Here is a 13,117-nt window from a genome sequence, read left to right as displayed (position 1 = left end):
CGCGTAAAAAAGATGGATATTAAACAGTTAAAATATTTGATCGCGCTCGACGAGACCCGCCATTTTGGCAAGGCGGCCTCGCAGTGCAACATCACCCAGCCAACCCTCTCCATGCGCATCCGCAGCCTTGAGGAGGAGCTGGGGCTGGTGCTGATTGCGCGCGGGCAGCGTTTCGAAGGGTTTACGCCGGAGGGAGAACGCATCCTCGCGTGGGCCCGCGCCCTGCTGGCCGCGCACGACGGGCTACAGGCGGAAGCCGCGCTGTGCAAAGGTCAGGTGGTGGGCGAACTCCGTCTGGGGATGGTGCCGCTGGCGAGCGTCGATCCGATGATCTTTATCCGCCTGCTGACGCAGAAATACCCGGAGCTGACCTACAGCCTCTACGCCATGTCCTCCGCGCAGATTGCCGACGGCGTCAGCCGCAATCAGCTGGAGCTGGGCATTTGCTATCTGAACAGCATCGACACCAGCCTGTTCGACATTATCCGGCTGCCAAACACGAAGATGGGCCTGCTGCACGACACTCGCCGCTTCCGGCTCGATCGGGAGACATTGGCCTGGCACGACCTGACGGATTTTCCGCTGGGGTTTCTGACCAAAGGGATGCACTACCGGGCCCACGTGGAGGCCAGCCTTAACGCGGCAGGCATTGAACCAACCTCCGTTTTCGAGAGCGACTCCACGTTCCAGATCATTCAGGCGGTGCAGAGCGGCGTGTGCTGCGCCGTAATGCCTCTGAACAACGGCCTGGAGGATCTGAACAGCCATTTCAGGATTGTCCCCATCGCCGACGCGAACATTGACGCGCCTGTCGGCCTGATTATGCGCAGGCAGAAACCCGTCTCCTCGCTGGCGCTGCGCTGTTTTACCGACGCGCGGGAGATTTATCACGCCAGCAAAGAGGCGTAGGCCTGACGCGTCACCGCGCTAAAACCGTTGATGAGCGCCGCGTCGCAGACGGCCCGGTGTTCCGGCGAACTCACGAGCGCGTGGAGCGCATCGCGAAGGGCGTTAAGCATGTCAGGAGGTGTATTAGTCGACGTGATCAGCGGCAGTCCCGGCGTCAGCGGCGTATGGTCAATGACCGTCAGCCCCTTCAGGCGTTCCGGCTCATGGCGCTGCAGCAGCGCCCAGGTGACGCAGTCGATGGCCGCGATATCCCCCGCCCCGCGTTTGACGTCAATCAGCGACTGGCGATGGCTGCCGCTAAAGGACGTTTGCGCGAAGAATGGACCGTCGCTCGCCAGGGGAGCCACTTTTTTGCGCAGCGCGTTATAGCCGGACTGCGAGTCAGGAGCGTTACAGACCGCGCGTCGTCCGCGAAAATCCGCCAGAGTGAGGTGCCGATCCTCCTCCCGTACCACCAGAAAGCTGCGGTACTGAAACCCTTCGCAGCCCGGTGCCGCGTAGTGAAAACAGCCGACCACCTGCACCTCCGGGAGCTGCGTGACCAGCGGATAGCCGCAGGTCTGGCTGAGGACAAGTGCAGGCTGCTGCCAGTGGGTCAGCAGGTCAAATTCCGGCCAGCCGGGGTCGCGATCGACGGACACGCCCCGGGCAGCCAGTAACCCTTTAACCGCCAGCCAGAGCGCGCGGGTGTCGGCGCGATCCACCGCGTACATGGGGAACGCCAGCAGATTACTCATATCCCTCCCCCCTGTTGTTTTCCGGGGTGAACGGTGACGTCAACGGGCCTGACCCAGAACTGACGCAGCCACTCACCGTAGCCCCTGACGAGAAAACCGCGGTTTCGCTGCTGGTAGGCCTCCCGGTTTTGCTGGTAGATCGCCTTCAGCCCGTACCACGGAACGCCGGGTAAATCGTGATGCACTGAATGGTAGTTGAGATTTAAAAACAGTACCCGCCAGAAAAGCCCGGCCTCGTTAATGACGGAGCGCGCGAGCGGATCGTCCGCCGCGCGATGTTCGAAAAAGGATCGGACCTTGGTCAGCGCCAGCGCCGGATAGCTGACCGCCAGCACGAACCAGACGGGTGAAAAACCGACATGCGTCATCCACGCGAAGAGTGCCGCCAGCAGCAGCGCGTGAACCAGCCACATGGACATGGCCCGCAGGTGAAGATGACGAAATGCCGCAGCGGCGCTGCCCAGCGTCTGAAGGATATCCAGCAGCGGTGCCAGCATCAATCGCCCGGCGAAGGTATTCCGGGCCCGAATGACGCGCTTTTGCCACGGAGAAAAACGCGCCCAGCTCTCGTCGGTAAAATAGTACGACTCCGGGTCATCCACCGGATGGGTCAGGCTATGGTGTCGATGATGGGCGAGATGGGAGTCACGGTAGAGGCCGTACGGATACCAGACCGCCAGCGGAAGCGTGCCGAACAGCTGGTTAACCCAGGCAAAACGCGTGGGGTGCCCGTGGATCAGCTCATGCTGCAGGGACATATACCAGGCGGTAAACCCGACGAGCAGCAGCGTGGCGGGCAACAGGCCGAGCGTTTGCCAGAACGTCAGCGAGGCAAACCAGCCGGCATAAATAGTGATGATTAACAGCCACGTGGGCAGTTCGCTACGCCATATAAAACCCGATGCGAGATGGCGGATGTGTTCACGCTGTTGCGGATGTAAATAGAGAGAGCTTCGTTGACCCATTCCTTCAGACGCCGTTTCGCCAGAGACAGTGCCCTGACGATCGGGGATAACGCCTGAAATAACAAAGAACTTAAATCGCTTTGCTTTGCCAGAAGCGCGGGACGCACGCGCGGCTTGACTTATTCTGTGATAAAGGTACTTTTCAGGACATGAAGAAGATCCTGATTATTGTTCCCGACGGGGGCATGCTGTTTGAGGCCGCCGGTATCGCCGACATTCTGATGCAGGCCAACCGGCTGCACCCGGAAGGGCTCGCGGCCCCCCGCTACCGGATTATCATCGCCACCACGCAGCCTCACCAGGTGATCCACGGCCAGTCCGGCCTGAACCTGCTGGCGGATTACCGCCTGCCGGAGCTGGATCCACGCGAACCGCTGGATACGATTATCATTACCGGACGCGGCATGAACGAGCAGGAGAGCACGGCGGTGGTAGACTGGCTGCACCTCGCCGCGCCCCACGCCCGGCGTGTCGCCTCTATCTGCGGCGGCGCGATGCTGCTGGCCCAGACCGGCCTGCTGGACGGGCGGCGCGCGACGACCCACTGGCGGCTGCTGGAGACGATGCAGGCACAGTACCCATCAGTCCGGGTCGAAGGCGGCCCGCTGTACATTCAGGATGGCCCCATCTGGACCTCCGGCGGCGTGAGCTCCGGGTTCGACCTGACCCTGGCGCTGGTGGAAGACGACTATGGATTTACCCTCGCCCGCGACGTGGCGCAGGATATGGTGATGTATCTGCGCCGTCCTGGCGGCCAGCTGCAGTTCAGCCGTTACAGCCTGCAGCAGCCGGATACGTCAGGGCCAATAAGCGAGGTGCAACGCTTTATCCTGCAGAACCTCAGCGCCGACCTGTGCGTGGAAAATCTTGCCGGAAAAGCGGCGATGAGCCCGCGTAATTTCACCCGCGTGTTTACCCGCGACGCGGGCGTTTCTCCGGCCCGCTACGTGACCGAAGCGCGTCTGGCCGCCGCCCGCCAGCTGCTTGAGCAGACGCAGGATCCCCTTGAGCGCGTGGCGGAGCAAAGCGGGTTTGGCACCAGCATTAATTTGCGCCGCATCTTTGAGAAGCAGCTTCACCTCACCCCCGGCGAGTACCGCCAGCGCTTCCACTGCCGCAAGATGGCGTAATCTGATCCTTTTTTGTCGTTTACGCCAACCGGCCCGACGCCTACAGTGACTCCAGACAACAGAGATAAGGAGTGCACTATGGTTAAGGTCGGTATTAACGGTTTCGGCCGTATCGGACGTAATTTCCTGCGCGCGGCGCTGGGTAACCCGGATCTGCAGATTGTGGCCATTAACGATCTGACGGACAGTAAAACCCTCGCCCACCTGCTGAAGCATGATTCCCTTCTGGGTAAATTGCCCGCACCGGTCGAAGCGGCAGACGGCACGCTGCAGGTAGACGGACAGCGGATTGCGGTGTTTAGCGAACGCGACCCGGCGAATATCCCGTGGCGTGACGTCGGCGCTGACGTGGTGATTGAGGCCACCGGCTTCTTTACCGAGCGGGAAAAAGCGGCGGTGCATATCACCCACGGCGGCGCTAAGCGCGTCATCATTTCCGCCCCCGGGAAGAACGACGACCTGACGATTGTGATGGGCGTCAACCACGATCAGTACGATCCCGCCCGCCACGCGGTGGTGAGCAACGGGAGCTGCACCACGAACGGACTGGCTCCGGCCGCTCAGGTGCTGCATCAGCAGTTCGGGATTGAGCATGGCCTGATGAACACCACGCATGCCTACACCAACAGCCAGGCGCTGCACGATCAGCCGGAGAAAGACCTGCGTGGCGCGCGCGCGGCGGCGCTGTCGATTGTGCCTTACTCAAGCGGCGCGGCAAAAGCGCTGGGGAAAGTGATCCCCTCCCTGGACGGCAGGCTGACCGGGTACTCCCTGCGCGTGCCGGTGCCGGTGGTGTCGATTGTCGACTTAACGGTCACCCTGAGCCGTAGCGTCACCGCCGACGAGGTGAATGACGCGTTCCGTCAGGCTGCCGCCAGCGGGCCCCTTAAGGGCATTCTGGGCTATAGCGATGAGCCGCTGGTCTCCAGTGATTACCAGGGCGACCCGCGCTCCTCGATTATCGACGGGCTTTCCACGCTGGTCATTGGCGGGAACATGGTGAAGATCCTGGCGTGGTATGACAACGAGTGGGGATTCTCAAACCGCCTGGTGGATTTGGCGGTATTTATGGATAAGAAAGGGCTATAAGTCTTGCGCCGGGTGGCGTTAACGCTCACCCGGCAAATGCATCACTCCGCCTTAACCTTCACCCCCATAAACACAATCACCATCGCCGTCACCAGCAGGAAACCGCTGCCCGCGAACACGCCGCTTGCGCCGCTGAGGTCAAATACCGCCCCGCCCCCGGCCGCACCGGCGCTTATCGCCAGCTGAATGGAGGCCACCAGCAGTCCCCCCGCACTCTCGGCTTCATCCGGAACGGTGGTGGCAAGCCAGGTTGACCAGCCCACCGGAACCAGACCAAACGCAAAGCCCCACAGGGCGACCAGCAGCCCGTCCAGCATCGCCAGATGACCAAACGCCACCATCATCAGCGCGAGTACGCCCATGCCGAACGGCACCAGCGCCAGCGTCAGGCGCAGATTACGGGCCAGCAGATGTCCGGCAATGGAGGTGCCGACAAAGTTGGCCAGCCCAAAGCCCAGCAGGATCAGCGAAATGGTCTCCACGCTCGCCTGCCCCACCGTCTCCAGGAACGGGCGCAGGTAGGTAAAGAAGGCGAAATGGCCGCTGAAGATCAGGATGGTCGCCAGCATGCCGCCGATCATCCCCGGACGACGCAGCACGCGGAACAGGGTACTCAGGCTGCCGCTGCTCTCCGGCTTCATGGACGGCAGCACCCAGAGCTGCCACAGCAGCGCCAGCATGCTCGGCAGAATGCAGAGAATAAACACGTTGCGCCAGCCGATCAGGCTGCCCAGATAGCTTCCCAGCGGCGCGGCGACCACCGTGGCAATCGATACGCTGGAGAAGATCACCGCCAGCGCCTTCGGCACTTTATCCGCCGGAACCAGACGCATCGTCGTGGCCGTCGACATCGCCCAGAAACCCCCGATGGCGACCCCGAGCAGCAGACGCCCCATCAGCAGGACGTGCAGATTCGGCGCAAAAGCCACCAGCAGGCTGGAGATAATTTGCAGCACCGAGAAAAACATCAGCACCCAGCGGCGGTCGATGCTTTTGGTCGCTGGCGTAATCAGCAGCCCGGTCACCAGCGCCACCAGCGCGGTGGCGGTAACGGCCTGCCCGGCCATTCCCTCACTGACGCCCAGGCTCGCGGCCATCGGCGTTAACAGACTGGCGGGCAGGAATTCTGCCGTAATCAAACCAAACACGCCCAGCCCCAGGGAATAGACGGCCCGCCAGGCGGGTTTTGCAGGCGCTACCGCCTCGCTCGCCGCGACACATGAATTCATCTGTTTTTCTCCCGTTATAAAAATGTGACAACTGTCGCAAAAGCATAGAAGGTTCACCCTGGACGATCTATGACATATAATCTCCACTTATTGATTATTCGTCCGGAGTTGCGCCATGACCGTACAGTCCCCCGATCTGATCAGCGAGCTTTTACGCGGCATGCGTCTGTCAGGCGTGAAATACCGGCGAATCGAGGCCAGCGCGCCGTTTGGCGTCGCGTTTCATCAGGCCCCCGGCAGGGCACAGTTCCATTTTGTGAGCCAAGGTAGCGCCCTGCTGCGAATGGAGAGCGGCGCGACGTTTGAACTGAGCGGCGGCGACGCGCTCTTTATTCCCGGCGGGAATTCCCATGCCCTGCTCTCTGACGAGCAGGCAACCATTACTCCTGTCAATGCCTTCCCGAGCGAGCCGATCTGCAGCTCGGTCTGTGCCATCACCTGCGAGCCCTGCCCGGAAAGCGAGAACACCCTCATCTTTAGCGGATGCATGGATTTTGAGCTTGGCGGAATGCAGCCGCTGATCAAGGCGATGCCGGAAGTGATGATGGTCAGCCGGCTGATGACCACCTGGCCGGAAATTCACCCGCTGCTGGCGGCGATGGAGCGGGAATCCGCCGCGCGTCAGGCCGGGTACGCCGGGATCCTTGCGCGCCTGGCCGACGTGGTGGCGGCGTTAATCGTGCGCGGCTGGGTTGAAGGCGGCTGTGGTAAGGCCACCGGCTGGGTGCAGGTCCTGCGCGATCCGCGCCTGAGCCGCGCCATTTACGCCATGCACCAGCAGCCTGGCCTGAACTGGAGCGTGGCGGAGCTGGCAAAAGAAGCGGGCACGTCCCGATCGGTGTTCGCCGAACGGTTTCTGGCCGCGACGGGGACGACCCCGGCAAAATATCTCAGCGAGCTTAGGATGCGGCTGGCTATTCAGTACATTCGCCATGAACATCAGCCGATTGAAACCGTTGCGCTGCGCCTGGGGTACGGCTCTCTGGCGGCGTTTAGCCGGGCATTTAAGCGCATCATCGGCCATGCGCCGGGCACGCTGCGGGAGGCCAGCCAGACGACGGAAGAGGTCTGACTGGCCAGCAATATTTAACGCGAAGCGGGCAATATTCGTCTAAGGTTTTCAGGTGATTGACAACAGCGGTCACGCTGTTTAGTGAAGACAGGAGACGAAAGAATGATAAGACCTCGCACACTACGCCCCGCGTTCTTGCCGCTTGCGCTAGGAAGCGCGCTGCTCGGCATGACGACAATGGGTTATGCCGACGATAGCCCCGCATCCCAGACAACCTCACCCGATATTTTGCTGGGCCCGCTGTTTAGCGACGTGCAAACAGCCAAACTGTTTCCCGATCAGAAAACCTTCGCGGATGCCGTCCCCAAAAGCGACCCGCTCATGATCCTGGCGGATTACCGGATGCAGCGCACGCAGTCCAGCTTTGACCTGCGCCATTTTGTCGAGATGAACTTCACGCTCCCTTCAGAAGGGGAAAAATATGTTCCGCCTGCCGGACAAAGCCTGCGCGAGCACATTGACGATCTCTGGCCCGTGCTGACCCGCACCACCGATAAAGCCAGCAACAAATGGGATTCCCTGCTGCCATTACCCAAACCTTACGTTGTCCCCGGCGGCCGCTTCCGCGAGGTTTACTACTGGGACAGCTATTTCACCATGCTGGGCCTGGCGGAGAGCGGCCACTGGGGCAAAATCAGCGATATGGTGGATAACTTTGCGTATGAGATTGACGCCTTCGGCCATATTCCCAACGGCAACCGCAGCTATTACCTGAGCCGCTCCCAGCCGCCGTTCTTCTCGCTGATGGTGGAACTGCTGGCGACGCACGACAGCGATGCGCTGAAGAAATACCGTCCGCAGATGGAGAAAGAGTATGCCTACTGGATGGACGGCGTTGACGCCCTTCAGCCGGGCCAGGCCAACAAGCGCGTGGTGAAGCTGGACGACGGCGCTGTCCTCAACCGCTACTGGGATGACCGCGACACCCCGCGCCCGGAGTCCTGGCTTGACGATGTGAATACCGCCAAAAGTAACCCTAACCGACCCGCCACCGAGATCTACCGTGACCTGCGTTCCGCCGCGGCCTCGGGATGGGACTTTAGCTCCCGCTGGATGGACGATCCGAAAAAGCTTGGCACCATCCGCACGACCAGCATCGTGCCCGTGGACCTCAACGCCCTGATGTTCAGAATGGAAAAACTGCTGGCGCGGGCAAGCCAGGAGAGCGGTGACGCCGCCAGCGCAAACAGGTTTGAGGCGCTGGCCACCGCCCGTCAGAAGGCCATCGAGAGCCATCTGTGGAATGATAAAGAGGGCTGGTACGCCGATTACGATCTGAAGAGCAAGAAGGTACGCAATCAGCTCACGGCAGCGGCCCTGTTCCCGCTTTACGTGAAGGCGGCAGCGCAGGATCGGGCCGATAAAGTCGCCGCGGCAACGTCTTCACGCCTGCTGCAGCCGGGCGGGATAGCGACCACCACCGTCAACAGCGGCCAGCAGTGGGATGCGCCAAACGGCTGGGCCCCGCTGCAGTGGGTGGCGGCGGAAGGGTTGCAGAACTACGGGAAAGAGAAGGTCTCAATGGACGTCACCTGGCGCTTCCTGAAGAACGTTCAGCATACCTACGACCGCGAGAAGAAACTGGTTGAGAAATATGACGTGTCGACAACCGGAACGGGCGGCGGCGGCGGCGAGTACCCGCTGCAGGACGGCTTCGGCTGGAGCAACGGCGTGACGCTGAAGATGCTGGATCGGGTCTGCCCGAAAGAGAAACCGTGCGACAGCGTGCCGGAGAATCGGCCTGCGGCGAATGATGAGGCGGTGCCGGTGAAGGCGACGGCGCAGTAAGGTTATTGCCGGGTGGCGGCTACGCCTTACCCGGCCTACATTTTGAACTCACAGGGAGTTACTTAGAAACTATAACTCGCCCCTAGCTGATACGTCCTGTCGCGCCCAATCCAGCAGTTGGTCGCGTCGTAGCAGGTCAGCGTCTCTTTGTTGGTGATGTTCTGCATGCTCGCCTTAAGCGTCAGTCCCGCCAGCGAAGGCAGAATGTCGCCCATCCGATACGACGCCGCCAGATCGTACTGGGTGGTGCCGCCCAGCTTGCCCGCATCGTTGGACGGAGAAATTTCCATCGGGCCGGTGTAGCGCGCCCCCGCCCCCAGCATCAGCCCCTTCAGCGGCGTGTTCTCAAAGGTGTAATCTCCCCAGAGGTTGAAGGCATTCTCCGGCACCTGCGTCGGACGTTTACCCTGGTATTTATCATCTGCGGTATTGATGGCGTGGGTATAGGCATAGCTGGCAATCAGCGTCAGGCTGTCCGTCGGACGGCTGATGGCGGAGAGCTCTGCGCCTTTAGATTCCACTTCCCCGGTCTGACGATAGTTCAGGAAACCCGGGTCGGAGGTGACGACGTTTTTCTGCCGGATGTTAAACACCGAGGCGGTAAAGGTGGTGGCGTAGTCGGCCAGCAGATATTTTACCCCGCCCTCCACCTGCTTGCTGGTGGTCGGTTTGACCTCTTTCGCCACGAGCGTGCCCTGCGGGGATACCGGCGCAAAACCTTCGGAGTAGCTGATAAACGGTGAAATCCCGTTATCGAAGGCGTAAAGCGCGCCCAGGCGTTTGGTGACGCGATCCTGCGATACCCAGGCCTTATCACCGTTTTGCAGGTAGTTGGTGGTGACGGAGCGGTAATCGTCGTAGCGCAGGCTGCCCAGCAGGTTGAGGCCTCCCCACTCCACCTGATCCTGCAGGTAATAGCCGTTCTGCTGATAGCTCAGACGGTTTTTCTGGGCGGTATAGAGCCCCAGCGCGCTTTCGCTGATTTGCGAATAGTCAGGATGGCGCATATCCATGCCCGGCGTGGCCGACGCGTAGCGATAGTGGAAGTGGGAGTCCATCTTCTGATAGTCAAACCCGGCCAGCAGGTGGTGTTTCCAGTCGCCCAGCGCCACGGTTTTGGTGACCTGGTTATCGATGTTGAAGCTCTTCAGATCTTCATCGGTGGTGTAGGCAAAGCGGTTGAGCTGATAAACCTCGCTCCCGGCGCCCGTTGCATAAACGCTGCGCTGATGCGTGTCGACGTCGAAATAGCGCGCCTTCTGGTTAAAGCCCCAGCCGCTGTCGAACTCGTGTTCAAAGCTGTAGCCCAGCATCCACTGGCGCTGCTTAAACCCGCTCCACTCATCGCCAGCGTAGTCGCGCTTGCCAGCGTACTTCGAACGCAGGTACGCGAGCGGCAGCGGGTTTGACGGCGTCAGGCTCGGAGAGTTCTGCGCTATTGCATCCAGGGTGAGGCGGGTTTTACTGTCAGGTTGCCAGGTGACGGACGGGGCAATCAGGTAGTTTTCATACCGGGTGGTGTGCGGCTGATCGTCATTTTCCGTCGCTTTGCCCAGCAGGCGGTAGTTCCAGTCGCTGTCGGCAAGCTGCCCGGTTGAGTCGAGATAGCCCTCTTTCAGGCTGCGGTTGCCGGTGTTAAAACCGATTACGGTTCGCGCTTCCCGCTGCGGCTTTTTGCTCTGGATATTCACCAGCCCGCCCGGCGAGCCGCCGCCGTAAAGCACCGATGAGGGACCTTTCAGGATATCAACGCTCTCTATCAACAGCGGATCGATGCGGGCTTTGGTATTGCCGGTGACGTTATAGGGCAGCTGCAGCCCGTTGTAGAACTCCTGGTCGACGGTAAAGCCACGAATTTTGTATTCGCTCATGTAGGAAGTATTACCCCGCACCTCGGTCGAGACGCCCGGGGCATAGCGCAGGATTTCATTCACGGAATTCGCGTGGCGCTTTTCAATTTCCGGCCCGGAGACGGTGGTGATGACCTGCGGCGTTTTACTTTCAGCAACGGCCGATTTCGTGGCGCTGTTCGTCCAGGCCGGCAGCGCGCTGCCCTGCTCTGCGCCCGTGACGACAATAGTGGATTCTTCGGCGAAGGCCGGGACATGCAAAGCGAGCGTGACGGCGCCTGCCAGGGCGCATAGCGTAAAGCGTGAAGGAGTCATAATGTCGTCTTGTTGTTAGATGCAATAAGGAACGACAATTATTATCATTTAGATTAACAAAGCAATACTCAGGCAAAAAAACGGCCCTCCGCAGAGAGCCGTTGATGTCAATTTATGCTCGTCGCAGTAACCTGAATACGCCCAGCACCACAATGGCACCCACGACAGCGACCAGAAAACTGTGCAGGTCGAAACCACTGATGTTGCCTCCGAAGCCAAACATTGTCGCCAGCCAGCCGCCCACAACTGCACCAACGACCCCGAGTACGCAGGTCAAAATAAAGCCGCCGCCATCGTTTCCCGGCATGATCAATTTCGCAATAGCGCCAGCAATAAGACCAAAGATAATCCAGGCGATGATACCCATAGCGATGCCCTCTTACAGGTTTAACGCGTGCGCAGAAAACCTTCTGCACAGCTAGCTTAAGTATAGGCTATCGCCGGAAAATCATTTTCTTCTCACCAACTTATCTTTGCGAAAACAGGCAAAAAAAACTCACCGGTTTGTATTAAGTTTCATTGCGGAGTGCCGATAACGCTAAGACAGTCTGTCAATCTATCAAGGAGCCATCCGGCGTGAGTCATTACAGTGAGCAGTTCCTCAAGCAAAATCCGCTGGCTGTATTAGGGGTATTACGCGACCTGCAAAAAGGCGAAGTGCCGCTGCGCATCAGCTGGTCGAATAATCAGTTCATCAGCAAGATCCTCGACGCCTCGCAGGAGCGGCTGGTGATTGATTTAGGCAGCCAGGAGTATGAAAACCGCGCGGCGATGAGGGCGGAAAATATCGCAGTGATGGCCGAAACGCAGGGTGCTAAAGTGGAGTTTGTCCTGTCGCGACTGGAGCTGAGCGAATACCAGGGGCTTCCGGCCTTTGTGACCCCGCTTCCCACCAATCTCTGGTTTGTTCAACGCCGTGAATACTTTCGCATCAGCGCCCCGCTCCATCCCGCCTATTTTTGTAAGGCCAAAATGCCGGACAAAAAAGAGCTCCGCTTCCGCCTCTTCGATCTGTCGCTCGGCGGCATGGGCGCGCTGATGGATACGCCAAAACCCGACGGACTGGTAGAGGGCATGCGGTTTACGCAAATTGAACTGGATACGGGCGGCTGGGGTCGCTTTTATTTCGATGCACAGCTGATTGCCATCAGCGACCGCACCGTCGTGGACAGCAAAAACGAAACGATTACCACGCCGCGTCTGAGCTTCCGTTTCCTGAACGTCGGACCCGGTGCAGAGCGCGAGCTGCAGCGCATCATCTATTCTCTGGAGCGAGAGGCGCGTGAACGCGCGAATAAGGTCCTGTGAAGAAATCGGGCAGCGTAACCGCCGCCCGTCTGCGGTATTACATGGCATCCATCGCTTTCTGTACTTTCCAGATATAACGAGGCGCCTGCGGTGCCGGATGATTCTTCGCCACATGCTCAAAGAATTCGTCTTTATCCATGTCGTTAATCTCTTCAATCGCCTCTTTGCGATCGGAGGAGAAGGTTCTGAGCAACGCGCCGGCACCGTTAACGTAAGAGACCACCAGCGCGTACTGCATCACCTCCGGATCCTTAATCCCCTTAAGCACGCCATGTTCCATGATGCTCAGATAGGCCGTACCCATGGAAATGTTGCGTTCCGGGTTCTTCAGCTCGCTGGTCGACGGCTGACCGCTCCAGCCCATATAGCGGTAAACCTCTTTCCCCGCCGTTGACGCTTTAAGCTGCATCAGGCCCACCGCGTTGGACTTGCTGACGAGCGTCGGGTTACCGCCGGACTCCACCGCAATGATCGCGGTAATGAGACGTGGACTGACGCCCCAGGCTTTCCCGGCTTGTTCACTGATCGGCATCCACTGCATGGCCCGTTTTACCGGCACTTCCGGGTTCCAGGGTGGGTTTTGATAATCATGTTTTGAACTACAGCCAGCAAGCAGCACAATCAAAAAAGCAAACCATCTCAATTTCACGTCATCTATCCTTATAGCCGGTCATCGCGGTGCGCCGCCTCTTGAAGCAGGCGGCGTATAAGCGGCATGATATAGA

At 59.7% G+C, this 13,117-nt stretch carries 12 protein-coding genes; 6 read left to right on the top strand and 6 right to left on the bottom strand.

Annotated elements, in window-relative coordinates; genetic code table 11:
- The first annotated feature begins 12 nt into the window (after nt 1-12).
- A complete protein-coding gene (locus tag ACJBF3_RS05115) occupies nt 13-909 on the top strand; it encodes a LysR family transcriptional regulator (protein WP_045326660.1) in 897 nt (298 codons plus the stop codon).
- On the opposite strand, the gene ACJBF3_RS05110 is transcribed toward ACJBF3_RS05115, so the two are convergent.
- Nucleotides 888-1,646, bottom strand: coding sequence for a phosphate/phosphite/phosphonate ABC transporter substrate-binding protein (locus tag ACJBF3_RS05110; RefSeq protein ID WP_045326661.1), 759 nt, complete (start codon nt 1,644-1,646; stop codon nt 888-890). The genes ACJBF3_RS05115 and ACJBF3_RS05110 overlap by 22 nt on opposite strands.
- Nucleotides 1,643-2,611: a fatty acid desaturase gene (locus ACJBF3_RS05105; RefSeq protein WP_045326663.1), complete on the bottom strand. Its 969-nt coding sequence runs from the start codon at nt 2,609-2,611 to the stop codon at nt 1,643-1,645. Before ACJBF3_RS05105 ends, ACJBF3_RS05110 begins: the two co-directional genes overlap by 4 nt.
- 149 nt (nt 2,612-2,760) lie before the next feature.
- Here ACJBF3_RS05105 and ACJBF3_RS05100 point away from each other — a divergent pair, with 149 nt between their 5' ends.
- Both ACJBF3_RS05100 and gap read left to right on the top strand, forming a co-directional pair.
- Nucleotides 2,761-3,741: a GlxA family transcriptional regulator gene (locus ACJBF3_RS05100; RefSeq protein ID WP_045326665.1), complete on the top strand. Its 981-nt coding sequence runs from the start codon at nt 2,761-2,763 to the stop codon at nt 3,739-3,741.
- Nucleotides 3,742-3,819: 78 nt separating this feature from the next.
- Nucleotides 3,820-4,830: a type I glyceraldehyde-3-phosphate dehydrogenase gene (gene gap, locus ACJBF3_RS05095; RefSeq protein WP_045326666.1), complete on the top strand. Its 1,011-nt coding sequence runs from the start codon at nt 3,820-3,822 to the stop codon at nt 4,828-4,830.
- Between the two features lie 41 nt (nt 4,831-4,871).
- Here the strand turns inward: gap and ACJBF3_RS05090 are convergent, their stop codons facing one another.
- Nucleotides 4,872-6,059 carry an MFS transporter gene (locus ACJBF3_RS05090; RefSeq protein ID WP_045326667.1) on the bottom strand — a complete coding sequence of 396 codons (1,188 nt, stop codon included), beginning with the start codon at nt 6,057-6,059 and terminating at the stop codon, nt 4,872-4,874.
- 115 nt (nt 6,060-6,174) lie between these two features.
- Here ACJBF3_RS05090 and ACJBF3_RS05085 point away from each other — a divergent pair, with 115 nt between their 5' ends.
- Both ACJBF3_RS05085 and ACJBF3_RS05080 read left to right on the top strand, forming a co-directional pair.
- Nucleotides 6,175-7,131 (top strand): AraC family transcriptional regulator, encoded by a 957-nt coding sequence (locus ACJBF3_RS05085; protein ID WP_045326668.1) that lies wholly within the window; start codon nt 6,175-6,177, stop codon nt 7,129-7,131.
- Nucleotides 7,132-7,233: 102 nt separating this feature from the next.
- Nucleotides 7,234-8,919 (top strand): alpha,alpha-trehalase, encoded by a 1,686-nt coding sequence (locus ACJBF3_RS05080; RefSeq protein WP_045326669.1) that lies wholly within the window; start codon nt 7,234-7,236, stop codon nt 8,917-8,919.
- A gap of 62 nt (nt 8,920-8,981) precedes the next feature.
- Here the strand turns inward: ACJBF3_RS05080 and ACJBF3_RS05075 are convergent, their stop codons facing one another.
- Together ACJBF3_RS05075 and ACJBF3_RS05070 are read right to left on the bottom strand one after the other, a co-directional pair.
- Complete coding sequence (locus ACJBF3_RS05075; protein ID WP_045326670.1) at nt 8,982-11,084, bottom strand: TonB-dependent siderophore receptor; 2,103 nt, start codon at nt 11,082-11,084, stop codon at nt 8,982-8,984.
- A gap of 112 nt (nt 11,085-11,196) precedes the next feature.
- Nucleotides 11,197-11,451: a GlsB/YeaQ/YmgE family stress response membrane protein gene (locus tag ACJBF3_RS05070; protein WP_023293926.1), complete on the bottom strand. Its 255-nt coding sequence runs from the start codon at nt 11,449-11,451 to the stop codon at nt 11,197-11,199.
- A gap of 209 nt (nt 11,452-11,660) precedes the next feature.
- Between ACJBF3_RS05070 and ACJBF3_RS05065 the strand changes: the two genes are divergently transcribed.
- Complete coding sequence (locus ACJBF3_RS05065) at nt 11,661-12,392, top strand: flagellar brake protein (protein ID WP_047723357.1); 732 nt, start codon at nt 11,661-11,663, stop codon at nt 12,390-12,392.
- A 37-nt stretch (nt 12,393-12,429) separates the two neighbouring features.
- On the opposite strand, the gene emtA is transcribed toward ACJBF3_RS05065, so the two are convergent.
- Nucleotides 12,430-13,041 (bottom strand): membrane-bound lytic murein transglycosylase EmtA, encoded by a 612-nt coding sequence (gene emtA / locus ACJBF3_RS05060; protein ID WP_032641181.1) that lies wholly within the window; start codon nt 13,039-13,041, stop codon nt 12,430-12,432.
- Between the last annotated feature and the right edge of the window lie 76 nt (nt 13,042-13,117).

It is taken from the genome of Enterobacter sp. PP-008-ECC_S150 (genome assembly GCF_045257065.1).
GTDB classification, from domain to species: domain Bacteria; phylum Pseudomonadota; class Gammaproteobacteria; order Enterobacterales; family Enterobacteriaceae; genus Enterobacter; species Enterobacter chengduensis.
Note: the sequence above shows the minus strand (reverse complement) of the source record. Positions and strands in the feature narration are given on the sequence as shown.

Coding starts and splice junctions, on each gene's coding strand:
- ACJBF3_RS05090 (WP_045326667.1), bottom strand. CDS start 6,059: ATGAATTCATGTGTCGCGGCGAGCGAGGCGGTAGCGCCTGCAAAACCC.
- ACJBF3_RS05115 (WP_045326660.1), top strand. CDS start 13: ATGGATATTAAACAGTTAAAATATTTGATCGCGCTCGACGAGACCCGC.
- gap (WP_045326666.1), top strand. CDS start 3,820: ATGGTTAAGGTCGGTATTAACGGTTTCGGCCGTATCGGACGTAATTTC.
- ACJBF3_RS05075 (WP_045326670.1), bottom strand. CDS start 11,084: ATGACTCCTTCACGCTTTACGCTATGCGCCCTGGCAGGCGCCGTCACG.
- ACJBF3_RS05105 (WP_045326663.1), bottom strand. CDS start 2,611: ATGGGTCAACGAAGCTCTCTCTATTTACATCCGCAACAGCGTGAACAC.
- ACJBF3_RS05080 (WP_045326669.1), top strand. CDS start 7,234: ATGATAAGACCTCGCACACTACGCCCCGCGTTCTTGCCGCTTGCGCTA.
- ACJBF3_RS05100 (WP_045326665.1), top strand. CDS start 2,761: ATGAAGAAGATCCTGATTATTGTTCCCGACGGGGGCATGCTGTTTGAG.
- ACJBF3_RS05110 (WP_045326661.1), bottom strand. CDS start 1,646: ATGAGTAATCTGCTGGCGTTCCCCATGTACGCGGTGGATCGCGCCGAC.
- ACJBF3_RS05085 (WP_045326668.1), top strand. CDS start 6,175: ATGACCGTACAGTCCCCCGATCTGATCAGCGAGCTTTTACGCGGCATG.
- ACJBF3_RS05070 (WP_023293926.1), bottom strand. CDS start 11,451: ATGGGTATCATCGCCTGGATTATCTTTGGTCTTATTGCTGGCGCTATT.